This is a genomic window from Kocuria sp. KSNUG, assembly GCF_049532735.1.
GTDB classification, from domain to species: domain Bacteria; phylum Actinomycetota; class Actinomycetes; order Actinomycetales; family Micrococcaceae; genus Kocuria; species Kocuria rhizophila.
This window is the reverse complement of the sequence record NZ_CP150981.1, coordinates 2,501,814-2,524,904: the sequence shown is the minus strand read 5'-3', so window position 1 is coordinate 2,524,904 and position 23,091 is coordinate 2,501,814. Positions and strand designations below refer to the sequence as shown.

The following is a 23,091-nucleotide window of genomic DNA, read 5'->3' as shown; positions in this document are numbered from 1 at the left end:
AGTCCGCGAAGACCTCTCCTTGGGAGGCTGGAGATCGGGATGACGGCCGTGCCGGGGGTCTTCACCTTCGGACCGGGTGTCCCGGTATTCGGGGTTCCGTCCGGAGGTGCAGGGTCTGCGCGCGGTGGCCGTGCTGCTGGTGGTGGTCTACCACGTGTTCATGGGCCGGGTCTCCGGTGGTGTGGACATCTTCCTGTTCATCTCCGCGTTCTTCATGACGTTGTCGTTCGTGCGCAAGATCGAGGGTGGGCGTCCGCTTGCGCTGGGGCGGTACTGGTTGCACACGTTCAAGCGGCTGCTGCCTCTGGCCACGCTGGTGATCCTGGGGACGTTCGTGCTGCTGTGGTTGTTCTACCCGGCGCAGGACGCGGCGTCCTTCCGCTCCGAGGGTGTGGCCTCGATCCTGTACGTGGAGAACTGGTCGTTGGCGTTCAACGCGGTGGACTACTACGCGGCGGATCATTCCAGTGCGTCTCCGTTCCAGCACTTCTGGTCGCTGTCGGTGCAGGGTCAGGTGTTCCTGGTCTGGCCGTTGATCTTCGCGTTCGCGTGGTGGGTGAAACGGTGCACGGGGCGCAGCAGCGTGCCCGTTCTGGCGGTGTGCTTCGGGGCGGTGTTCGTGGTCTCGTTGACGTTCTCGGTGATCACCACGAACACCCAGCAGGCGTTTGCGTACTTCGACACCCGGGCCCGGTTGTGGGAGTTCGCGTTGGGGTCCCTGGTGGCTCTGGCGATCCCGTATCTGCGGCCGAGCCGTGGGCTGCGGGTTCTCCTCGGGTGGGCGGGGTTCGTGAGCATGGTGTCCGTGGGCATCCTCGTGGACGTTCAGGGTGCGTTCCCGGGGTGGATCGCGTTGTGGCCGCTGCTCTCGGCGGCGGCGATCATCGTGGCTGGGCAGTCGGGTTCGCGGTGGGGTTTCGATCGTTTCCTCTCGTGGGGGCCGGTGGTGCGGATGGGTGATTCGGCCTACGCGCTGTACCTGGTGCACTGGCCGTTGCTGATCACGTATCTGGTGATCCGTGATCGTCCCGTGGCGGGGCCGCGTTCGGGTGTGGTGATCGTGGTGGTCTCGGTGCTGCTGGCGCTGCTGCTGACCCGTGTGGTGGAGACGCCGTTGAAGAACTGGGCGTGGCCGGAGGCGAGGAACTGGCGGCTGGGGCTGGTGATCGTGGTGTGCATGAGTTTGGTGCTGGCCGTGGCGGGGTCCTGGGCGGGTGTGGAGCGGCAGCGGGAGGCGCGGCTCGAGGCGCAGGCGGAGCTCAACAATCCTGGTGCGCGGGCACTGGAACCGGGTTTCGAGTATGCCGGGGATCCAGACGCCGCGTCGTTGCCGCTGGCCCAGAACATCACGTCCGATGCGGCGTCCCTGGGGACGGAGTGCCCTGCAGACATCGAGCTGCCCGGTGACACGGCGCGGTTCTGCCACGAGGCGGTGGCCAACGAGGAGCCTGCCGCCACGGTTCTGGTGGCGGGCAACAGCCACGTCCAGCACTGGCTCCCGGCCATCACGGCGCTGGCCGAGGCCAATGACTGGCGGGTTCTCACCTACATCCAACCGGGGTGCTTCTACACGGTGGCGTCCGAGCAACCCGGATCACAGACGTGCGACTCCTGGTTCAGCGGTACCCAGCCGATGGTTGACGCGGTGGATCCGGACCTCGTGTTCATGCAGGGTACGTTCACAGACGTCAACCAGGAGAGCTGGAAACCAGGAATGGAGACACGCGTTCGAGAGCTGGTGGCCCAGGGTATTCAGGTGGTGGGCATCAGAGACGTGCCGCGGTTCGAGGAATCGCTGTCCGACTGCGCGCTCGAGCACGGTGAAGATGCCGCCGACTGCGTGACCACCCACTCCATGCTGGGCACGCCCAATCCTCAGGAGCCCCTGGCGCAGGAGCTGGAGGGATTCAGCACGGTGGACATGACGGACGTGATCTGCCCGCAGGGACAGTGCCACCCGGTCGTCGGCAATGTCTTCGTCTACATGGACGACGACCACATCACGAAGACCTACTCGAAGTCTGCGGCACCGCAGTTCTCGGAGCGCGTGGCAGAGGCACTGCTGCAGGACGGCTACACCGGGGTGCGAGAGGTCGAATGACTTCCGTGCACGGGGAGCGCACGAGGCCGGCGGCGTCGTCGTCGGACGTACCCGGGATCTCTGCGGCACCCAGGCGAGGGGAGCGCACGGTCCGGCCCGTAGACTGGGGGCGACATTCTCGCGTGGAAGGGACTACCCGTGTCTGACAACGTGCCCACGGCACTCATGGACGATCCGTTCGGCTTCACCGGACTGACCTACGACGACGTCCTGCTGCTCCCCGGCAACACGGACGTGATCCCCTCGGAGGCCTCCACCAGCACGCGGCTCTCGCGGCGCATCACGCTGCAGGCGCCCGTCCTCTCCGCTGCCATGGACACCGTGACCGAGTCCGCCATGGCCATCTCCATGGCCCGTCAGGGTGGCATGGGTGTGATCCACCGCAACCTGTCCGTCCAGGACCAGGCGGACCACGTGGACCGCGTGAAGCGCAGCGAGTCCGGGATGATCACGAACCCCGTGACGGTGTCCCCGGACGCCACGCTCGCCGAGCTGGACCGGCTGTGCGGCTACTTCAAGGTCTCCGGTCTGCCCGTGGTGGACGAGGACCAGCGGCTGCTGGGCATCATCACCAACCGCGACACGCGCTACCTGCCGGAGAGCGACTTCGACACCCGCCTGGTGCGGGACGTGATGACGCCCATGCCGCTCGTCACGGGCAAGGTGGGCATGGGCAAGGACGAGGCCCACGCGCTGCTCGCCCAGCACAAGATCGAGAAGCTGCCCCTGGTGGACGAGCAGGACCGACTGACCGGGCTCATCACCGTGAAGGACTTCACCAAGGCGGAGCAGTACCCGCTGGCCACCAAGGACGACGAGGGGCGGCTTCGCGTGGGTGCGGCCGTGGGCTTCTTCGGCGACGGCTGGGAGCGGGCCATGACGCTCGTGGAGGCCGGTGTGGACGCGCTGTTCATCGACACCGCCAACGGCCACTCCCAGGGTGTGCTGGACATGATTGCCCGGCTCAAGAAGGAGCCCGCCGCAGACCACGTGGACGTGATCGGGGGCCAGGCGGCCACGCGTGCCGGGGCCCAGGCGCTCGTGGACGCCGGCGCGGACGCCGTGAAGGTGGGGGTGGGCCCGGGCTCCATCTGCACCACCCGCATCATCGCGGGCGTGGGCGTGCCCCAGGTGACGGCCATCAACGAGGCCGCCCAGGTGACCATCCCCGCCGGTGTTCCGCTGATCGCGGACGGCGGACTGCAGCACTCCGGCGACATTGGCAAGGCCCTCGTGGCAGGGGCGGACTCCGTGATGCTCGGCTCCCTGCTGGCCGGCTGCGACGAGTCCCCGGGGGAGCTCGTCTTCGTCTCCGGCAAGCAGTACAAGGCCTACCGGGGCATGGGCTCGCTGGGCGCCATGCAGTCCCGCGGCAAGAACACGTCCTACTCCAAGGACCGCTACTTCCAGGCGGACGTCAACGACGACGAGAAGCTCATCCCCGAGGGCATCGAGGGCCAGGTGCCCTACCGTGGTCCGCTGGCCTCGGTGCTGCACCAGCTGGACGGCGGGCTGCGCCAGACCATGTTCTACGTGGGAGCGCACGACGTGGCAGAGCTCAAGCACAAGGGACGCTTCGTGCGGATCACCCCGGCCGGACTCAAGGAGTCCCACCCGCACGACATCACCATGACGGTGGAAGCCCCCAACTACCAGCGCTGACCCGCGCCGCACACCCTCGGCGCCCACTGTGCGCCGTGAAAGGACTCCTCGTGAGCTACGACATCGAAATCGGGCGCTCCAAGCGCGCACGCCGCACGTTCAGCCTGGACGAGATCGCCCTGGTGCCCTCCCGGCGCACGCGCGATCCCCGGGACGTGAGCACGGCGTGGCAGATCGACGCCTACCAGTTCGACATCCCCGTGGTGGGTGCGCCCATGGACTCGGTGATGTCCCCGGCCACCGCGATCGACCTGGGCCGCGCCGGCGGGCTGGGTGTGCTGGACCTCGAGGGTCTCTGGACCCGCTACGAGGACCCGCAGCCGGTTCTGGACGAGATCGCCGACCTCAGCTCGGAGAACCTGCCGCAGGCCACCCGCCGCATGCAGGAGCTCTACTCCGCACCGGTCCAACCCGGGCTGATCACCGCCCGGCTGGCGGAAATCCGCGAGGCCGGGGTGATCGTCTCCGGCTCGCTGTCCCCGCAGCGCGTGGTGGAGCACTACCGCACGGTGCTCGAGGCGGGCGTGGACCTGTTCGTGATCCGCGGCACCACGGTCTCCGCGGAGCACGTGTCCAGGACGCAGGACCCGCTGGACCTCAAGCAGTTCATCTACGACCTCGACGTTCCCGTGATCGTGGGCGGCGCGGCGGGCTACACCCCTGCGCTGCACCTGATGCGCACGGGTGCGGCCGGTGTGCTCGTGGGCTTCGGAGGGGGAGCGTCCCTGCGCACGGAATCCATCCTGGGCATCCACGCCGCGATGGCCTCGGCCATCTCGGACGTGGCCGCAGCCCGCCGCGACTACCTCGACGAGTCCGGTGGGCGCTACGTCCACGTGATCGCCGACGGCGGTCTGGGCACCTCGGGCGACATCGTCAAGGCCATCGCCATGGGCGCGGACGCCGTCATGCTCGGCACCCTGCTCGCCCGGGCGGAGGAGGCCCCCGGGCAGGGCTGGCTGTGGGGCGCGGAGGCGCACAACCCGCACTCCCCCCGCGGCGTGCGCACCCACGTGGGCACGGTGGGCCCCCTGGACGAGCTGCTCAACGGGCCCTCACGCCACGTGGACGGCTCCTCCAACGTGATGGGCGCGCTGCGCCGTGCCATGGCCACCACCGGCTACTCGGACCTCAAGGAGTTCCAGCGCGCCGAGGTGGTCATCCGCAGCTGAGCGGGCGCCGGGGGTTTGGAGAACGCCCAGGGCGGGCCAGTAGTGTTGGGTCGTGCTCAAAACCGCGTTGCGCCCCCGTTCACTGGCCTTCCTGGCCGTGGCGCTGCTCGTGGCGTCCCTGTTCGTGGGACTGAGCGCGTGGCAGCTGAACGCGTCCCGCAGCGCGGCCACCGTGGCGGACCCGGCCAAGGACCGTGTCTCGGCGCTGGAGACCGTGACGGCCCCCGGCGAGCCGACCTCGGCCCAGCAGGCGGACCACGTGGTCTCCGTGGTGGGGCGCTATGTCCCCGACTCCACGGTCCTGGTACCCGGACGTCTGCACGATGGCGACTCGGGGTACTGGGTGGTCTCGCAGCTCGTGATCCCCGGTTCGCAGGACCGCTGGGACGCCGCGGACGAAGACCTCTCCATCGCCGTGGCCCGCGGGTGGGTGGCGTCCCCGGACGAGGTGCCCGCCGCGCCGTCGGGCGAGGTCCGGGTGATCGGCAGGCTCATGCCCACGGAGTCGCCCATGCCGAGCGAGGCCCTGCCCGCCGACCAGGTGGCCACCGTGGCCTCGGCGCAGCTGAGCAACCTGTGGGACGCGCCCGTGTACGCCGGGTACGTGGCCTCGTTCTCGGAGAATCCTGCCGCGCAGCCGGCGCCCGTGACCCCGGAGGGCACCCTGGCGGCGTCGGCCGCTCCCATGGGGGAGGGGCTCGCGGAGCTGCAGATCGACCAGCAGCCCACGGACACGTCCGTCCACGCCCTGAACCTCTTCTACGCCGTGGAGTGGGTCGTGTTCGCGGGCTTCGCGGTGTTCCTGTGGTGGCGCTACGTGCGGGACGAGTACCTGCGGCGCCAGAACCCCGAGCAGTACTTCTACTTCGACGGCGACTACTTCTGGGACGAGTCCGAGCAGTCCTACTACTACTGGGACGCCCAGGACCAGCGCTACTACTACTTCGACGACCAGCCCGCGGTGGCCGGGGCGGACCGCACCGCCGGGCCCCGCGCCACCCCGCGATCCGACAACGGAGCCACTGATGACTGACCCCACGCCGCACTCCGATCCGCAGCCCCGCCCGGTCCGCCGCACCGACGGCGTGCGGGTGAGCGCACCCGAGGACGCCAGCCCCGAGCGCGCCACCGTGCCGGACAGCGTGCGCGCCAAGGCCGCCGCGCTCAAGCCCCGACGCCGCTTCGGCGGCACCGAGGCGCAGATTCGCGGCGCGCTGACGTTCTACAAGGTGTGCGCGTGGATCTCCGGCACCTTCCTGCTGCTGCTCGTGGCCGAGATGATCACCCGCTACGGGCTGGGATACGACCTCATCGCGGGCGGCACCGACAAGGTGACGGGTGAGACCGTCGCACTGGGCTGGCAGAACCTTGAGCTGGAGAACCTGGCCGGCGGCGTGAACATCTCCACGTGGATCCTGATCGTCCACGGCTGGTTCTACGTCATCTACCTGCTCTCGTGCCTGCGGGTGTGGTCCCTCATGCGGTGGCCGTTCGCCCAGCTCATCGTCATGGCGCTGGGCGGCGTGGTGCCGTTCCTCTCGTTCATCGTGGAGCGCAAGATCCACCGCTCCACCGAGGCGGAGCTCGCGGCCAACCCCAAGGCCGCCAAGCGCTACTGAGCACCACCGGTGGGACTCTGCTCGTGTTCTAGACTTGAGGGCGTGACTGAAACCCCTGACACCCTGAGCGAACTGGAGCAGCGCCCGGTCCTCGTGGTCGATTACGGTGCGCAGTACGCGCAGCTGATCGCCCGCCGGGTCCGCGAGGCGAACGTGTACTCCGAGATCGTCCCGCACACCTGGTCCACCGAGCAGATCCTGCGGCGCAACCCCGCCGCACTGATCCTCTCCGGGGGCCCCGCCTCCGTGTACGCGCCCGGTGCGCCGCAGCGCGATGCCGAGCTGTTCGAGGCCGGCGTGCCCGTGCTGGGCATCTGTTACGGGTTCCAGGTCATGGCCAACGCCCTGGGCGGCACCGTGGAGCGCACCGGTGTGCGCGAGTACGGCGCCACCACCGCCACGTGCCCGGACACCGCCGTGGGCACCCTGCTGGACGGCACCCCGGACGTGCAGACGGTGTGGATGAGCCACGGGGACTCCGTCACGGCCGCCCCCGAGGGGTTCACCACGCTCGCCACCACCGAGGGCGCTCCTGTGGCGGCCTTCGAGAACCGCGAGCGCCGCCTCTACGGTGTGCAGTGGCACCCCGAGGTCAAGCACTCCGCCCACGGGCAGAACGTGCTGGAGAACTTCCTCTTCAACGGCGCTCAGCTGACCCCCACGTGGTCCACCGGCAACATCATCGAGGAGCAGGTGGCCGCGATCCGTGCCCAGGTGGGTGACGGCAAGGCGCTGTGCGGTCTCTCCGGCGGTGTGGACTCCGCCGTGGCCGCGGCCCTCGTGCAGCGTGCCATCGGGGACCGCCTCACGTGCGTGCTCGTGGACCACGGACTGATGCGCCAGGACGAGGTGGCGCAGGTGGAGAAGGACTACGTGGCCGCCACGGGCGTCAAGCTCCACATTGCCCGCGAGCAGGACCGCTTCCTGGACGCGCTCCAGGGCGTCACGGACCCCGAGACCAAGCGCAAGGCCATCGGCCGGGAGTTCATCCGCGCGTTCGAGGCCGCGGAGGAGAAGGTGCTGCGCGAGGAGGCCCAGGACGGCCGGCCCGTGCGGTTCCTGGTCCAGGGCACCCTCTACCCGGACGTCGTCGAGTCCGGCGGTGGCGAGGGCGCCGCCAACATCAAGAGCCACCACAACGTGGGCGGGCTCCCCGAGGACCTGCAGTTCGAGCTCGTGGAGCCGCTGCGGGCCCTGTTCAAGGACGAGGTGCGCGCGGTGGGCCGCGAGCTCGGACTGCCCGAGAACATCGTGGGCCGCCAGCCCTTCCCGGGTCCGGGTCTGGGCATCCGCATCATCGGCGAGGTCACGGAGGAGCGCCTGGACGTGCTGCGCCGCGCGGACGCGATCGCCCGTGAGGAGCTCACCCGGGCGGGCCTGGACGACGAGGTCTGGCAGATGCCCGTGGTCCTGCTCGCGGACGTCCGCTCCGTGGGCGTGCAGGGTGACGGCCGCACCTACGGCCACCCGATCGTGCTGCGCCCGGTCAGCTCCGAGGACGCCATGACCGCCGACTGGTCCCGGCTGCCCTCCGAGCTGCTGGCCCGCGTGTCCAACCGCATCACCAACGAGGTCGAGGAGATCAACCGCGTGGTCCTGGACGTGACGTCCAAGCCGCCGGGAACCATCGAGTGGGAGTGATCCCCGCCCTCTGAGAGCCATCGTCAGTCCCGGTGCGCCGGTCGGCCCCACGTCCCCCGTGGCGCGCGGACCGGCGCACTCGTGAGTAGGAGCACCATGCCGACACCCCAGGACAGCCCGCGACCCACCCCCCAGGACACGGACGCCGCGCAGGGGCCCCAGGAGCACCCCCGCGTGTCCCTGCGCGCGTGGACCCAGCAGATGGACGCGTACACGGGGCCGGACACCCTCCTGGACTTCAACCAGGTGGACAACGTGTGCATCGACCTCACGGAGGCCAACTCCTCGGGGCAGGCGCAGCTGCTGATGCAGCGGCCCACGCGGCTGTCCACGATGATCCACCAGAACACGCCCGCGTACGACCGTGCGGTGCGCTCCGCCCGGGCGCTGCGCACCAAGATCCACGAGCTGTCCGTGGGTCACGGGCTGGACGCCGCCTACCTCGCGGCGGGCACCGCCTCCTGGCTCGCGGACCCCGTGGCGGACGGGCTGCGGCGCTTCATCGCCCCCGTCCTGCTGGCGCCGGTGACCGTGAAGCTGCGCCCGGACCACAAGGACTTCGAACTGCACATCGTGGGACCGGCGCACCTGAACCCCGCGCTCGTGCGCAGGCTGCGGGAGGACCACGGGGTGGAGCTGGCCACCGCGGAGATGTCCCGGCTGGCGTACGGCACCCGCAAGCTGGACCCCACCCCCGTGCTCGAGACCCTGCGGCAGCTCGCCGTGGAGGTCCCCGGGATGCACGTGGAGCACCAGCTGGTGGTCTCCACGTTCGCGGACCTGCACGAGCGTCCGGCGGACGAGCACGTGGTGGCGCGCACCCGCCTGGTGCAGGACCTGGCACGCCTGAAGGACTCCGAGGTGGGCAAGCTGCCCGTGGTGCGCAGCCTCTCGAACGATGCCCCCGCCCTGGACCGCCGGGATCCCGCGGACGAGCTGCTGCTCACGGACCTGGACGCGAACCAGCAGGAGGTCGTGGACCTCGCGGAGCAGGGGGAGAGCTTCGTGGTGGGCACCCCCGTGGGCACCGCCGCGGTGGACACCGTGGTCTCCACCGTGGGCGCCCTGGTGCACCGCGGGCGCAGCGTCCTGGTGCTGGGCGAGTCCCGCACCACCCTGGCCGCCTTCAACCGCGCCTGGAACCGCACGGGCCTGGACTCGCTCGTGCTCCCGCTGGGCTCCCACCTCAGCCCGGACGACGTCGCCGAGCGGCTCGTGCGCGCGGTGGCCCGCAACGAGCGCACGGAGGAACCGCACACCGAACCGATCCGGGAGGCGCTGCAGCGCACCCGGGAGCAGCTGCGCGTGCACGAGGAGTCGCTGCACACCCGCCGACCGCGCTGGCAGGCGTCCCCCTACGAGGCCATGCAGGCCCTCGCAGAGCTGACCGCACGGGACCCCGGCCCCCAGACCACGGTGCGCTTCCGGCGCTCCGTGCTCGACGCCGTGTCCCACCGCGGCGAGGTGCGGCGCCAGCTGCAGCGCGCCGCCGCCCTGGGGGCCTTCGACCCGGCCACGCTCGCCGGCCCGTGGCACGGTGCCCGCCTGGTCAACGACGACGAGGCCCGTCAGGCGCACGATCTCGCGAAGTCCCTGCTGCTGGAACTGACCACGCTGTCCACCGCCATGCGTCACGTCCTGGGGGTGTCCGGGCTGCGGGTGGGCTCCACGATCGCGGAGTGGGAGCAGCAGCTCGAGCTGGTGATCGACGTGGGCAACTCGCTGCGCCACCTCACCCCGGACATCTACGACCGCCCCGTCACGGACCTGATCGCCGCCACGGCCTCCGCGTCCTGGCGCCGTGACCACGAGATCGAGCTCAGCGGACTGCAGCGCTCGCGGCTGCGCAAGGCGGCCAAGGAGTACATCCGCCCGGGCGTGCACCTGTCGGACCTGCACGCCGCGCTCGTGAAGGTGCAGTCCGAGCGGGACCGCTGGCGGCAGTGGGCCACCACCCTGGAGCAGCCGGCCGTGTCCGACCGTGCAGAGGAGACTCTGCGCACCCACCGCCGGTTCCGCGAGGACCTCGAGGGCCTGGCCATCGCCCTGGAGGGCTCGGCCACGGCGGCCCGGCTGGAGACCGCCACCGTGGACGAGCTCCAGACGATCCTGGACGAGCTGATCAACGACGAGGCCCACCTGAGCACCCTGCCCGAGCGGACCGTGCTGCTCGAGGACCTTCGGGCCCGTGGGCTGGGGGAGTTCCTCGCGGACCTCGAGTCGCGGGGCGTGCCCGCCGAGCAGGTGGACGACGAGCTCGAGCTGGCGTGGTGGCAGTCCGTCCTCGAGGCCATGATCAGCGGTGACGACTTCGTGGCCATGCCGGACGGTTCCCAGCTGCGCAAGACCGAGTCCGCCTTCCGGCGCGCCGACTCCGCGCACATCGCCGCGGCCCCGGCACGGCTGGAGCACGAGCTCGCCACGCGGTGGGCCCGTGACGCCAGGCGGTTCCCGCGGGAGGCCCGCACCCTGCGCGACATGCTGCGCAGCGGACGGGTCCGCACCGAGGAGCTGGACCGGGTCCAGCACCTCACGCCCTCCCTGGTGCCCGTGTGGACGGCCAGTCCGCTCGTGCTCACGGCGACCCTCGGCGACGAGCAGGCCGTGGACGCCGTCGTGATCCTGGACGCCGAGTCCACGCCGCTGGCCGCAACGCTTCCCGCGGTGGTCAAGGCGGAGCAGGTGATCGCGTTCGGCGACCCCCACGCGGGCGGCCCGCAACCGTTCACGGTGGCTCCCCGCGTGAGCGCGCAGGACACCCCGCAGCCCGTGACCGAGGTGGACTCCGCGTACGAGACGCTGTCCCGCGTGGTGGACTCCCGCTCGCTGACCTCGGTGCGGCGCCCCATGGACCCCCGCCTGTTCTCCTACCTCAACGAGGCCTTCTACGACGGCGCGCTGACCCGCGTGCCCTACGCCTCCGAGCTCATGGGTGCCACCACGGGTCTCTCCGCGGAGTACGTGGTGGACGGTGTGGGTGTGCTCACGGCCGGGAGCGAAGGTGTGCAGGCCCCGGCGGCAGAGGTGCAGCGCACCGTGGACCTGGTCTTCGCCCACGCGGCGCGCCACCCGGAGCGCTCGCTGGCCGTGGTGACCGCGAGCGCGATGCACGCCGCGCGCGTGGCGCAGGCGGTGCAGCGCAGGCTGCGCGAGTCCGGCGAGTCCGCGGAGTTCTTCGCGCCGGGCCACGAGTCCTTCCGGGTGGTGGAGCTGCACCGGGCGGCCGGCATCGAACGGGACACCGTGATCTTCTCGCTGGGCTTCGGGCGGACCACGTCCGGGCGCAGCACGCCGCAGCTGGGCTCGCTGTCCGAGCGGGACGGCCGCCAGGCGTTCGTGCGGGGGATGACCCGCTCGCGCCGCCACACGCACATCGTGACGTCCATCCACCCCAAGGACACCGAGCTGCGGCGGCTGCAGCACGGGGCCAAGGATATGTACCACATGCTCGAGGTGCTGTTCGGGGAGGAGACCACGTCCGAGCGCGCACCGGCACCCGCGGACGACCCCGGGGCCGCGACCGATGCGCTCGTGGCCGACCTCGCGCGGCGGCTGCGTGCCGCCGGAGCCACCGTGCACACCGGCTACGCGCACGCCGTGGACATGGCGGCGCACGCGGACGCCGAATCACTGTCCGCCGGCGCGGTCCTGCACCGCGGGGACGACGACGCTCCCGTCCGGATCCCCGTGGCCCTGCAGTCGGACGGCTCCGACCGCAGCCGTGCCCTGAGCGTGCGCGAACGATCCCGGCTGATCCCGCAGCACCTCGAGCGCGCGGGGTGGAACTACGTGAGCCTGTGGTCCGTGGAGGTCTTCACCGATCCACAGACGGTGGCCGGACTCGTGCAGCGCTACCTGGGACTCCCGGGTGCCGAGGCCGGGGCAGCAGCCGCCCCGGCGCCGCGCGCTGCGCAGGGGAGCGCGGACCGTGACGGATGAGACCCCCCGCGCTCGACGGCGCGGGTCCCACCGTCGCGTGACCGGGGGGACCGCTCCCGATCAGGAGCGCGCCCTGGGCGGCTCCGTGTGGGGCGAGGACACGCCGTCGCTCGGCTCGGACGCCCCGGACCCCCGGGAGACCGGGACCTCGGGCGGGCACGAGCAGTGGCTGCGCGAGCAGCGGCCCCCGCACTGGGGCTGACTCTCCGTACCGGCTGCGCCACGGGTCCGCCCCGCCGCCCCGCGTGGGATGCTGCCGGTCCGAGCGGGGCGCGGTCACCGCTCGGAGGGTCACGGTGCCACGAGGACGAGCGACACCCGGCCGGAACCCTCCAGGACGGCGAGATCCGCGGCGGTCTCCCGGGGAGCGGCCAGCACCACCAGACCGGAGTCCGTGTCCGTCCCGGCCGGAGCGAGAAGGGATGTGTCGCCTCCGGACGCGGATCCCGAGGCCCACAGCACCGTGACCGAGCGGGCGACCGATCGACCGCGCGCGGCCGAGGCGTCGTCCGCGTGGTGCACGACGTCCACGGCGTCCCCGGGGCGGATGTGACGCAGCACCGCCGGATCGTTCACGCGAACCGTGGCGGCGGTCGTCCCCGGGGGCTGTCCGGTCAGCACCCCTGGCCCCAGCACACTGGTGGAGGTCACCGGCTGACCGGGGGAGAGCGCCACGGTGGTGGTCTGACCGCCCGCCTCGGGAATGCCGGTGAAGGCCGCTGCCGGAGCGAGGTCCACGGGGAACTCGGACACGGCGAGGTCCTCCGCGGTCAGGGCGGTGCCCGCGGGAACGTCGTGGGCGGCGGTCACCACGGGGGTGGTCCGGTCACCGGGCGGAGCGAGCCGGAGGACCACGATCGTGAGGGCCAGCGCGCAGAGGGCGGCCGCCACGAGCCGGTGGCGCCGGCGCACCGCGGTGCGCAGCCTCAGACCCAGGGGATAGTGCGGACGGGGTGGTGAGCTCATACCGGGACGCTAGGCCGACACGGAGCATCACTGGGCCGACACCCGGTGAGCGGTGCAGTGCGCCCAGGTCTGCCGTACCCGGTCCGAGACTGTGCAGGGCGCTCGCCGCGGTCCCGGAGCGACCGGCACGGGGGCGGATCGGGTCGACCCACGCGCCATGGGGTTACCGGGAGGAAGCGGAACCGCCCGACGTTCAGCTCCCGGAGCCCGAGCCCGTGGAGGACGCGGCCGAGGGGGTCGAGGCGGCGCTTCCCGAGGAGCCGGAGCCGCTGCCGGTGGCCGCGCTGTCCCCGGAGGCTCCAGAACCACCGGTGGCCCCGGAATCACCAGCGGATCCGGAACCGGAGGCGGTGCCGGCATCCCCGGACGCCCCGGAGCGGGAGTCGGTGCGGTAGAAGCCGGAGCCCTTGAACACCACGCCCACGGAGTTGAACTTCTTGCGCAGCACGCCCCCGCACTCGGGGCACACGGTCAGGGCGTCGTCGGAGAAGGACTGGCGGATGTCGAAAGCATGGCCGCAGTCTTTGCAGGCGTAGGCGTAAACGGGCACGGATGATTCCTTCGGGAGCGGGAGGGACGGTGGTTCACCGACGTCACATCCTACTCGCGGGCTCCCGCTGGACCGCGCCAACCTGGGCCTGGCCAACCCGGGCCACGCCCACCTGGCCCACCCGCACGGGTGCGCTCAGGCGGACCCGCCCAGCGCCACGACGCCGTGCTCGGTGAGGACCTCGGCCAGCACCGCGTCGTGGGGCTCCGCCGGGACCTCTCCGGCGGGGAGCACCTCGTCCGCGAAGCAGCACGCCACGGTCCGGGGCCGGTGCCCGGCGGTCTCGAGGGCCTCCAGGAACCGGTCGTAGTAGCCGCCACCAAAACCCAGTCGCACGCCGCCGCGGTCCACGGCCACCACCGGGACCACCAGGACGCGGACGGCGGCGAACACCTCCGGACCGTGCCGCGGGCCGGCGGGTTCGCGCAGGCCGGGCAGCGCGCCGTCCACCAGTGCGGCCCCGGGGCGCCACTGCACCCAGGCCAGCGCCCGCCGCGGGGCCACGACCGGCAGCCACACGCGCCGTCCCCGCCGGTGGGCGTCCTCGAGCGCGGGCAGCAGCGGAGGTTCGTCGGGCAGCGGGAGGAAGCCGGCGACGTCGCCCGCTCCCGTCTCTGCGAGAAGCCGGGTGAGGTGCGTCCCCAGGCCCGTCTGCGCCTCCCGGCGTGCCCCCGCGCTGCGGTGACGGCGCCGCTCGAGCACGTGCGCGCGCAGGGTCGCCTTGGCGGCGCGGTCCCCTGAGGGCTGTTCCATGGGCACGCTCCTGGCTGGCTGTCCGCTCTTGGGAGTACACGGAGTGCATTACCGCTCGGATCCGAGAGTTGGAACCGGGGGGCGGATGCCTCGTCGTTTACCCTAAGTCCATGAGCCCTCACGAAACCAAGCGCGTACACAAGGCCGTCATCCCCGCCGCGGGACTGGGCACCCGCTTCCTGCCCGCCACCAAGGCGATGCCCAAGGAGATGCTGCCGGTCGTGGACCGCCCGGCCATCCAGTACGTGGTCCAGGAGGCCGTGGACGCCGGCCTGGACGACGTCCTCATGATCACGGGCCGCTCCAAGCGGGCCCTGGAGGACCACTTCGACCGCGTTCCCGCGCTCGAGGCCCAGCTGAAGGAGTCGGGCAAGGACGCCCTGCTCTCCGAGGTGGAGCACGCCTCGGACCTCGGGGAGATCCACTACCTGCGCCAGCAGGACCCCCAGGGCCTCGGCCACGCCGTGCTGCGTGCCAAGATCCACGTGGGGGAGGACCCCTTCGCGGTGCTGCTCGGCGACGACCTGATCGACGAGAAGGAAGACCTGCTCTCCCGGATGATCGAGGTCCAGGAGCGCACCGGCGGCTCCGTGGTGGCCCTCATGGAGGTGCCGCGCGAGAGCATCAGCGCCTACGGCTGCGCCGACGTCACCGCGGTGGAGGGCGAGGACTTCGTGCGGGTCAACGGTCTGGTGGAGAAGCCGGCCCCGGAGGACGCCCCCTCCAACCTGGCGATCATCGGCCGCTACGTGCTGCACCCGGAGATCTTCGAGATCCTCGAGAACACTGCACCGGGCCGCGGCGGCGAGATCCAGCTGACGGACGCCATGCAGACCGTTGCGGATCGTGGCGAGGACGCCCACGGCATGTACGGCGTGGTGTTCAAGGGACGCCGCTTCGACACCGGTGACAAGCTCTCCTACCTCAAGGCCAACATCGAGCTCGCGTGCGAGCGCGACGACCTCGGCCCGGGTCTGCGGTCCTGGATCGCGGACTACGCCAAGACCCTCGACGCCTGAGGCCCCGCACCGGGTGAGCACGGCAGCCGAGTGGCCCGTCACCGTCCAGTGGGCGCAGCTGATGCTGCGCCCACTGGTCATGAGTGACCGCGGCGAGTGGGACCGGGTGCGCTACCGCAACCGGGAGTGGCTCGAGCCCTGGGAGGCGAGCAACCCCGAGGCGGCTGGCACAGCGCCGTCGTACCGCAGCTTCGTGCGGCAGATGCGGCAGCAGGCGCGGGCCGGGCAGTCGCTCCCGTGGCTGATCACGGAGCTGGACCCGGTGAGCAGGCGGCAGGAGCTCGTGGGGCAGCTGACCGTCTCGGGCATCACCCTGGGATCGTTCCGCTCGGCCAGTCTGGGGTACTGGGTGGACGGCGCGCAGGCGGGCCGGGGGATTGCCCCGATGGCCGTGGCCATGGCCACCGACTACTGCTTCCAGCACCTGCGGCTGCACCGGATGGAGATCAACATCCGTCCCGAGAATGTGAAGTCCCTGCGGGTCGTGGAGAAACTGGGGTTCCGGGACGAGGGTCTGCGGGAGCGTTTCCTGCACATCGCCGGCCGGTGGGCGGACCACCGCAGCTTCGCGCTCACGGCCGAGGAGGTCCCGGGAGGCCTCGTGCGCCGGTTCACCGGCGAGGACGAGGGCATCACCGTGCGGCGCGGGCTGCGCTGACCTGCCGCCGGGTGCGCGGGCGCGCCCGCCGAGCGACCGGCCCCGGGGACACGACGGCCGGGCCATGAACCGGACGACGGGTGGCTGACGGGCACTCGAACACCGCCCCAGGACCATCGAATTACATTGATGTGAGCAACACGCTCATTCCACCCCGGGAATCCTTCTCACCTGCCCTACCCTGAAACAGTGGGTTTGTCATGGGTGAGCAGTTCAGCGGTTCTGGCCGCTATCATCGTGCTGTGCGTGATCTGGTTCGCACCGCACGTGGCCAGGCGCACCAGCGTTCCGGTCCGCGCCCAGGTGGAGGCCCCGGACCTGTTGCTCCACCCGGCGGACCGTCCCCGCGAGCACGTCCGCAGCACGCCCAGTAGAGTGGAGGCCACGGCCTCAGTACAGCTTCATGAACGGGAGACGACAGCCATGGACACTTCGGCACATGCGCCGTCCGCCATCACCGTCCGCCGCGGATCCGTGGCGGGTCTCCGGATCAAGTGGGACCGCACCATCGTGTTCCTGACCGGTGCCGCGCTCGTCCTGGCCGCCGTGCTCACCGCCATCGCTGCGCCCTTCACGGCCGTCACGTGGGCCGTGCCCGTGGTGCTGCTCCTGCTGGGAGCCGGCTGCGTGGCGGGTCTGCGCTACCTCGCCGTCACCGACCGCGCCGGCGTGTCGGCCCGGGCCACCACGCGCCAGGCGGCCCCCGCCCAGCACGCCATCTTCGACAACGAGGACCAGGCACGCCAGGACCGCGAGGAGCAGGAGCTGCAGGCGGACGCCGCCCTGGACCTGCCCGCCGAGGGTCAGCTGCCCGAGACGGTGGAGCCCGAGCGCCCCGCCGCCGAGAAGACCTACAGCGTGGCGGAGCTGCGCGCGGAGGCACTCAAGGTGGCCCGCAGCTCGGCAGCCACGGGATCCACCGCGGCCACGTGGGAACCGGTCCCCGTGCCCAAGCCGCTCTACACCCAGGCGCCCGTGGTGCAGCGCCGCGCACCGGAACCGCTGCGGGTGCCGCAGCGCCCGGCAGCCACCACCACGTCCCTCAAGGACGCGGTCCGAGCAGGCGAGCAGGAGAGCGCCGCGCTGAACCTGGACGACGTCCTGAAGCGACGCCGGGCCTGAGGCCTCCAGCACCTACCGATTTGACGACAGCAGCGCGCCGCGGATCCCGAACAGGGCCGCGGCGCGTTCCACACAGGGAGCACCATGGTCACGCATCAGGTTGAGATCGAACGCAAGTACGACGTCGCGGGGAAGAAGAAGCCCAAGCTCAAGCTGCACAAGCTGGAGCACTTCACCGTGGGCGATCCCGTGGAGCACGACATGAGCGCCACGTACTACGACACCGCCGATCTGCTGCTCGCGCGCTCCGCGGTGGCCGTGCGGCGTCGTACCGGTGGCAGCGACGACGGCTGGCACGTGAAGTACGAGGCCGGCGCGGTGCGCGGCGAGCTGCACTACGAGCCACTCAAGACTGCCCCGACCCGGCTCCCGGCGGCGCTGCGCAAGGTGCTGCTGGGGCTGACCCTGGGCGAGGACCTGAAGCCCGTGGCCACCGTGGACACCCGGCGCACCCTGTACCCGGTCCTCGCCGAGGACGGGCAGTACGCCGAGCTGTGCCTGGACGCCGTCTCCGCGCGGGACGAGCGAGCGGGGGTGTCCCGGGAGTGGACCGAGTGCGAGGTCGAGCTCACGCGCGACGACCTCACGGAGAAGCAGGCCAAGGCCGTGTTCGAGGCCGTGGAGACCGTGCTGTTCGCCGCGGGCGCCGAACCGTCCTCCTCGGTGGCCAAGATCGCCCGGGCCCTCGGCCAGGACGGCGGGGACGCGGTGCGCGTGGTCTCGCCGGAGCACGCCGCCGTCACGTCCGACGATGCCGCGGCCGCCACCTCTCCGGGGTCCGCGCCGGGCGCGGGGGAGCCTGAGGGGGAGCAGCCGTCCGGGAAGGACTCGTCGAAGGACAAGGGCTCGGGGAAGAAGAAGGACAAGAGCTCGTCCAAGAGGAAGACGTCCACGGGCGGCAAGGGCACGAAGAACGGCAAGAACGAGAAGGACGGCAAGGGTTTCACGGGCGAGGCCGGACGCACCAAGGGCAAGGACGCGGCGTCGTCGTCCGACGCCGAAGAGCGGGGAGAACGGACGGGGGCGGACGTCCTCGCGGAGATGATCTCCCACCTGACCTCGCAGCTGCAGCGCTGGGACTTCGCGGTGCGCATCCGGGCCGAGGACTCGGTGCACCAGATGCGCGTGCGCTCGCGGGCGCTGCGCAGCGTGCTCCAGGCGTCCCGCGGATTCGTGGCCGAGGACGTGGTGGCGGACATGGAGCAGCGGCTCAAGGACCTGGCGCGTGTGCTCGGCGACGCCCGGGACCAGGAGGTTGCCCTGGAGCGGCTGGACGTGCTGCTCGACGGCCAGCCTGCGGGTGTGCTGAGCGGCGCCGCCAAGGAAGATCTGCGCGAGGCGGCCAGCCACCTGGGGACCGGCACCGGGCGGGCGGTCCGGCGGGAGCTGGACAGCCAGGACTACCTCCAGCTCGTCCGGGACCTGCACGCGCTCGGACGCGGTGAGGGCTTCACGGAGGAGGCCGCCGCGCTGTCCGACAGGAAGTTCGCCAAGGCGGTGCTCGGCGCGGCGCTGAACCGCGTGGTCGTCACGGCCAGCACCACCCCGCCCGAGCCGGGGTCCGAGGTCTCGCTGAGCGAGATGGCCATGGACGTGGGGGAGCGGATCGCCCTGCCCGGCAAGGACTCCCTGCAGACGGCGGCGGCGTTCGAGGTGCTGCACGAGACCCGCAAGGCCGCCAAGTCCGCGCGCTACGTGTCCGAAGCCCTGGGACGCGCGCACGCCAAGGCCGGGAAGAAGCGGATCCGCGCCGCCGTGGTGGCCAAGGACTACCAGGACGACCTCGGGGTGATCACGGACGCCGCGGTCATGGAGGAGTGGCTCGCCCGCGCCGCCCGCTCGTTCCAGCGCACCGGCAAGGACCGCTACGCGGTGGGCGTGCTCCACGGGATGGAGCTCACCGAGCTGCGCAACGGGATGCTGGAGGCCGCCGAGATCCTGGAGGACCTCGTGGAGGACCTGCGGGACGAGCTGCCCTCGCAGGACTGACCCGCTCGGGCGCCACAGCGCCCGTCACCACTGGGCTCCGGTGGTCTGCGGTGGAGACGGACGCCGGCTGCGGCCAGCGGCGGGCATGACCCCCGCTGGTCCCGCGGCCCCGGGACTGTGGCCAGGTGTGACGTGTGCAAGCGCCCCGTCGACGGGTGATCGTCGACGGGGCGCTTCGTCGTGCGTGTCCGCCCAGCGGATGGGCTCAGGCGCGGTGGCGCGGCGCCCGGCGTCCTGACCTGCGGGTCCGCTGGCCAGATCCCTCACCCGTGGAAACGGGGGTGGTGCTGGTGTCCGCCCCACCGGTGGCGGGCCGGGCGGCAACGGGCTCGGGCTCACGCTCGGCGGCACCAGTGGCTCCGGTGTCCGCCGACACCGCGGCGTCTTCCACACTGTCAGAGGCGTCAGAGGCGTCAGAGGCGTCGGAGGCGGCCGTGGCCCCGGACTCCGTGACGGTGGCCTGCACCGTGGAGATCTCGCCGGTCCCGGTGCGGTCCACGCGGGTGGCCAGGGGCTTCTCCTCCACGAACAGCAGCAGCAGGAACGCCACCACGGCCAGCGGGATCATGGCCAAAAAGATGGGCAGCAGCGCGTCATTGTAGGACTGGATCACGGGGTCCTGGATCATCGGCGGCAGCTCGTGCACGGTCTCCGGCGTGAAGGAGTTGGCGTCCACGGAGCCGGAGGCCTCAGGCGGCAGGGGCGGCAGGTTCTCCGCCATCAGATCCTTCAGGCGGGAGATGAACAGCGAACCCACCACGGCGGAGCCCACCGTGGCGCCCACCTGGCGGAAGAAGTTGCTGGACGCGGTGGCCGTGCCCACGATCCGGTTGGGCACGGAGTTCTGCACGATCAGCACCAGGATCTGCATGGTGAGACCGATGCCGATGCCGAACACGGAGAGGAACACGCACATCTTCCACGTGGGGTCGGAGACCTCCAGGGTGGACATGAGCCACAGACCCACGGCCATGATGGTCATGCCCACCAGGGGGAACAGCTTGTAGCGTCCCGTGCGGGAGACGATCTGCCCGGACACGATGGACGCAACCAGCAGGGAGCCCATCATGGGGGTCATGAGCAGACCGGCCTGGGTGGCGTCCACGCCCTTGACCATCTGGATGTAGGTGGGCATGTAGCCGATCGCACCGAACATGGCCACGCCCACGGCCAGGCCGGTGAGGGTGGTCAGCGTGAAGTTGCGGTCCTTGAACAGGGACAGCGGGATCACCGGGCTCGTGGCGCGGGTCTCGGCCACCACGAAGGCGATGGCACCGGCCACGGTGGTGGCGCTGAGCAGCAGGATCTGCGGGGAGGTCCACTCGTACTGGGTGCCTCCCCACGTGCACACCAGGATCAGGCACGTGGTGGTGGCGGCGAGCAGGGCCATGCCCAGGAAGTCGATGCGCGTGTTCTCCTCGCGGGGACGCGGCGGCACGCGCAGGAACACGGCCACGGCGGCGATCGCGAGCAGACCGAGGGGGATGTTCAGGGAGAACGCCCAGCGCCAGCCGGGGCCCTCCGTGAGCCAGCCGCCCAGCAGGGGGCCGGCCACCGAGGACACGGCGAACACGGCGCCCATGACGCCCATGTACTTGCCGCGCTCACGGGCGGGGACCACGTCCGCGATGGAGGTCTGGGCGAGGATGATGAGTCCGCCACCGCCCAGGCCCTGCACCACACGAGCGGCGATGAGCCAGCCCATGGTTCCGGCCGCGGCGCCCATGCCGGAGCCGATGAGGAACAGCACCAGGGCGGCGATCAGGACGGGCTTGCGGCCCAGGAGGTCGGAGATGCGCCCGTAGACGGGCATCATCACCGTGGAGGCCAGGATGTAGCCGGTGATGACCCAGCTCATGTGGTCCACGCCGCCCAGCTCACCCACGATGGTGGGCAGGGCGGTGGAGAGGATGGTCTGGTCCAGGGACGCGAGCAGCATGACGATCATGAGGCTCGCGAACAGCAGTCCCAGGTGTGGGGTTTTCTCTTCCGTCGCGGGGCCGGCGGCGGCCCGGGAAGCGGTGGCGGTCATGCAATCTCCTTGAAAGCGGTGCGGAAGACGCCGATGGCGTGGTCGAGAGCGTGCTGGACGGCGGCGTCGTCGGAGACGGTGGCCAGGTGCGTGTCGGTGCGGAAGACGAACTTGATCACGGACCCCGCCAGCAGCACGTAGGCGTGGGTGGTCTCCTCGGAGCGGGGCAGGGCACCCTGCCCGGCCTGTTCGGCCACCGTGGAGACCACGAGGTTCTCGGCGGCGTTGACGTGGATGCCGATGCGCCGCTTGAGCTCGGGGTACTGCTCCACGAGCTCGCGGCGGCGGGACACGAACTCGGGCGGCCCGGTGGACTCCCGCAGGACGTCCATGAACAGCCGCACGGTGCGGGCGAACTCGTCCCCGGTCTCGTGGTCCATGTAGCGCGCGTGCGCGCACTCGGAGATCTGCGGCGGGGTGATGCCCAGCACCGCGTCCTCCTTGCTCGCGTAGTAGTTGAAGAACGTGCGCCGGGAGATGCCCGCGCTCTCCGCGATCGCGTCCACCGTGGTGTCGGAGAAGCTGCCACCGGCGGCCAGCTCGAGGGCGGCCCGGTGGATCTCCGTGAGGGTGCGCACGCGATGGCGTTCACGCAACGAGGGTTGTGGATGTGTCACGCGCCAACATTATGCACTCGTGCAAACTTGCACAAGTGCAGAGTTTGCCCGGAGTGTATGATCCCGCTCACGGAGGCACGGCACGGCCCGTGAACGGAGGCCTGCGGGGCGGGGAGCGGACGGCTTTCGGTCGGCCCGAGACCGCACACCGCCCGGCGTCCCAGCGCCCCGGCCCCCACGGTGCAGGTCTGTGAGCCCCGATACAGTGGGCGTGTGACAGCACCCTTACTGGCCTGCGTGGGGCCCGCCCAGCACGGTGTGCGGATGCACGCGGAAAACCTCGCGGCGCACACTCCGCACGCACCCACGGTCGTGGGTCCCGCCGACCGTGTGCGCCCGGACCTGCTCGCCGGGCGCACCCCGGTGCATCTGCACTTCACGGACCGCATCTTCGGGTCCACGCCCGCCGGCGCCGCGGACGCGGTGGTCGAGATCGCGCGCGTCCGCCCGGTCACCGTGACGCTCCACGACCTCCCGCAGCCCGCCAACGGCCACGCGTTCGAGGCCCGTCGCGCGTGCTACGCCCGGGTGGCCGACGCCGCCCGCACCGTCATCGTGAGCAGCGAGTCAGAGCGGGCCCAGCTGGCGCGGCACGTCCCGGGCACCGCTCCCGTGCTCGTGGCGCCCCTGCCGGTCGACCCGCCGGAGCGCGGGGCGTGGGACGCCGCTCGACGCCACGCCGACTCGGGGCAGCGCCCCACCGAGGGGGCACGGCCCACCGTGGGGATGCTGGGGTTCCTCTACCCCGGCAAGGGCCACGACCGTGTGCTGGATGCGCTGGCGGACGTGCCGTTCCCGGTGGACGTGCTCGCGCTCGGCCGCGCGTCCGACGGTCACGATGACCTCGTGGAAGAGCTGGACCGCGCCGCGCGCCGCGCCGGTCACACGTTCCGCGTCACGGGCTTCCTGGACGACGCCGCCCTGACCCGCGCCGCGCAGCGGGTCACCGTTCCGGTGGTCGCCCCCGCCCACGTCTCGGCCTCCGGGTCCGTGGGCCGGTGGATCAGCGCTGGTCGCCGCCCGCTGGTCACGCTCCATCCCTTCTTCGAGGAGCTCGCCGCACGCGCACCGTGGGCGCTCACCCTCACCGACGACCTGCCCGCCGCGTTGCGCGACGCCCTGGCGGATCCCGGGAGCACGTGGATCGCTCCGGACGAGTGGCGCACCAGCGACCTGCCGTCCAGCGCAGTGGCCGCGACCGTGCAGTGGGAGCAGATCACCGCACCGGGAAGGCTCGCATGAGGGAGGACC

General features: G+C 71.3%; 18 protein-coding genes. 13 read left to right on the top strand and 5 right to left on the bottom strand.

What is annotated here, in order from left to right; all coding sequences use genetic code 11:
- Positions 1–76: 76 nt before the first annotated feature.
- The 8 genes from AABM36_RS11045 to AABM36_RS11010 all read left to right on the top strand — a co-directional run bounded on the left by AABM36_RS11045 (position 77) and on the right by AABM36_RS11010 (position 12,336).
- A complete protein-coding gene (locus AABM36_RS11045; protein ID WP_423446280.1) occupies positions 77–2,101 on the top strand; it encodes an acyltransferase family protein in 2,025 nt (674 codons plus the stop codon).
- A 165-nt stretch (positions 2,102–2,266) separates the two neighbouring features.
- A complete protein-coding gene (gene guaB, locus AABM36_RS11040) occupies positions 2,267–3,763 on the top strand; it encodes an IMP dehydrogenase (protein WP_423447944.1) in 1,497 nt (498 codons plus the stop codon).
- A gap of 50 nt (positions 3,764–3,813) precedes the next feature.
- Positions 3,814–4,935, top strand: a complete 1,122-nt coding sequence (locus tag AABM36_RS11035; RefSeq protein ID WP_423446278.1) for a GuaB3 family IMP dehydrogenase-related protein — start codon at positions 3,814–3,816, stop codon at positions 4,933–4,935.
- A 52-nt stretch (positions 4,936–4,987) separates the two neighbouring features.
- Complete coding sequence (locus AABM36_RS11030) at positions 4,988–5,968, top strand: SURF1 family protein (RefSeq protein WP_423446276.1); 981 nt, start codon at positions 4,988–4,990, stop codon at positions 5,966–5,968.
- The gene (locus tag AABM36_RS11025; protein ID WP_191873409.1) at positions 5,961–6,554 is read left to right on the top strand and encodes a DUF3817 domain-containing protein; all 594 of its coding nucleotides are present in this window, start codon (positions 5,961–5,963) and stop codon (positions 6,552–6,554) included. Before AABM36_RS11030 ends, AABM36_RS11025 begins: the two co-directional genes overlap by 8 nt.
- Positions 6,555–6,596: 42 nt before the next feature.
- Positions 6,597–8,195, top strand: a complete 1,599-nt coding sequence (guaA, locus tag AABM36_RS11020) for a glutamine-hydrolyzing GMP synthase (RefSeq protein ID WP_423446274.1) — start codon at positions 6,597–6,599, stop codon at positions 8,193–8,195.
- A gap of 96 nt (positions 8,196–8,291) precedes the next feature.
- Positions 8,292–12,134: a hypothetical protein gene (locus AABM36_RS11015; protein WP_423446272.1), complete on the top strand. Its 3,843-nt coding sequence runs from the start codon at positions 8,292–8,294 to the stop codon at positions 12,132–12,134.
- Between the two features lie 37 nt (positions 12,135–12,171).
- The gene (locus AABM36_RS11010; RefSeq protein ID WP_423446270.1) at positions 12,172–12,336 is read left to right on the top strand and encodes a hypothetical protein; all 165 of its coding nucleotides are present in this window, start codon (positions 12,172–12,174) and stop codon (positions 12,334–12,336) included.
- Between the two features lie 89 nt (positions 12,337–12,425).
- On the opposite strand, the gene cpaB is transcribed toward AABM36_RS11010, so the two are convergent.
- The 3 genes from cpaB to AABM36_RS10995 all read right to left on the bottom strand — a co-directional run bounded on the left by cpaB (position 12,426) and on the right by AABM36_RS10995 (position 14,403).
- The gene (gene cpaB / locus AABM36_RS11005) at positions 12,426–13,100 is read right to left on the bottom strand and encodes a Flp pilus assembly protein CpaB (RefSeq protein ID WP_423446268.1); all 675 of its coding nucleotides are present in this window, start codon (positions 13,098–13,100) and stop codon (positions 12,426–12,428) included.
- 193 nt (positions 13,101–13,293) lie between these two features.
- A complete protein-coding gene (locus AABM36_RS11000) occupies positions 13,294–13,650 on the bottom strand; it encodes an FmdB family zinc ribbon protein (protein ID WP_423446266.1) in 357 nt (118 codons plus the stop codon).
- 135 nt (positions 13,651–13,785) lie between these two features.
- The gene (locus tag AABM36_RS10995; RefSeq protein WP_423446264.1) at positions 13,786–14,403 is read right to left on the bottom strand and encodes a 5-formyltetrahydrofolate cyclo-ligase; all 618 of its coding nucleotides are present in this window, start codon (positions 14,401–14,403) and stop codon (positions 13,786–13,788) included.
- Positions 14,404–14,513: 110 nt separating this feature from the next.
- Here AABM36_RS10995 and galU point away from each other — a divergent pair, with 110 nt between their 5' ends.
- The 4 genes from galU to AABM36_RS10975 all read left to right on the top strand — a co-directional run bounded on the left by galU (position 14,514) and on the right by AABM36_RS10975 (position 19,191).
- Entirely contained in the window at positions 14,514–15,422 is a 909-nt protein-coding gene (galU, locus tag AABM36_RS10990) for a UTP--glucose-1-phosphate uridylyltransferase GalU (protein ID WP_423446262.1), read from the top strand.
- Positions 15,423–15,435: 13 nt separating this feature from the next.
- On the top strand, positions 15,436–16,080 hold the full coding sequence (locus AABM36_RS10985) for a GNAT family N-acetyltransferase (protein ID WP_423446260.1): 645 nt from the start codon (positions 15,436–15,438) through the stop codon (positions 16,078–16,080).
- Between the two features lie 423 nt (positions 16,081–16,503).
- The gene (locus tag AABM36_RS10980; protein WP_423446259.1) at positions 16,504–17,202 is read left to right on the top strand and encodes a hypothetical protein; all 699 of its coding nucleotides are present in this window, start codon (positions 16,504–16,506) and stop codon (positions 17,200–17,202) included.
- Positions 17,203–17,286: 84 nt separating this feature from the next.
- A complete protein-coding gene (locus AABM36_RS10975; RefSeq protein WP_423446257.1) occupies positions 17,287–19,191 on the top strand; it encodes a CHAD domain-containing protein in 1,905 nt (634 codons plus the stop codon).
- A 205-nt stretch (positions 19,192–19,396) separates the two neighbouring features.
- Here the strand turns inward: AABM36_RS10975 and AABM36_RS10970 are convergent, their stop codons facing one another.
- Both AABM36_RS10970 and AABM36_RS10965 read right to left on the bottom strand, forming a co-directional pair.
- A complete protein-coding gene (locus AABM36_RS10970) occupies positions 19,397–21,223 on the bottom strand; it encodes an MDR family MFS transporter (protein WP_423446256.1) in 1,827 nt (608 codons plus the stop codon).
- Positions 21,220–21,840: a TetR/AcrR family transcriptional regulator gene (locus tag AABM36_RS10965; RefSeq protein WP_423446254.1), complete on the bottom strand. Its 621-nt coding sequence runs from the start codon at positions 21,838–21,840 to the stop codon at positions 21,220–21,222. Before AABM36_RS10965 ends, AABM36_RS10970 begins: the two co-directional genes overlap by 4 nt.
- A 213-nt stretch (positions 21,841–22,053) precedes the next feature.
- Between AABM36_RS10965 and AABM36_RS10960 the strand changes: the two genes are divergently transcribed.
- On the top strand, positions 22,054–23,082 hold the full coding sequence (locus AABM36_RS10960) for a hypothetical protein (RefSeq protein ID WP_423446252.1): 1,029 nt from the start codon (positions 22,054–22,056) through the stop codon (positions 23,080–23,082).
- The last annotated feature ends 9 nt before the right edge of the window (positions 23,083–23,091 follow it).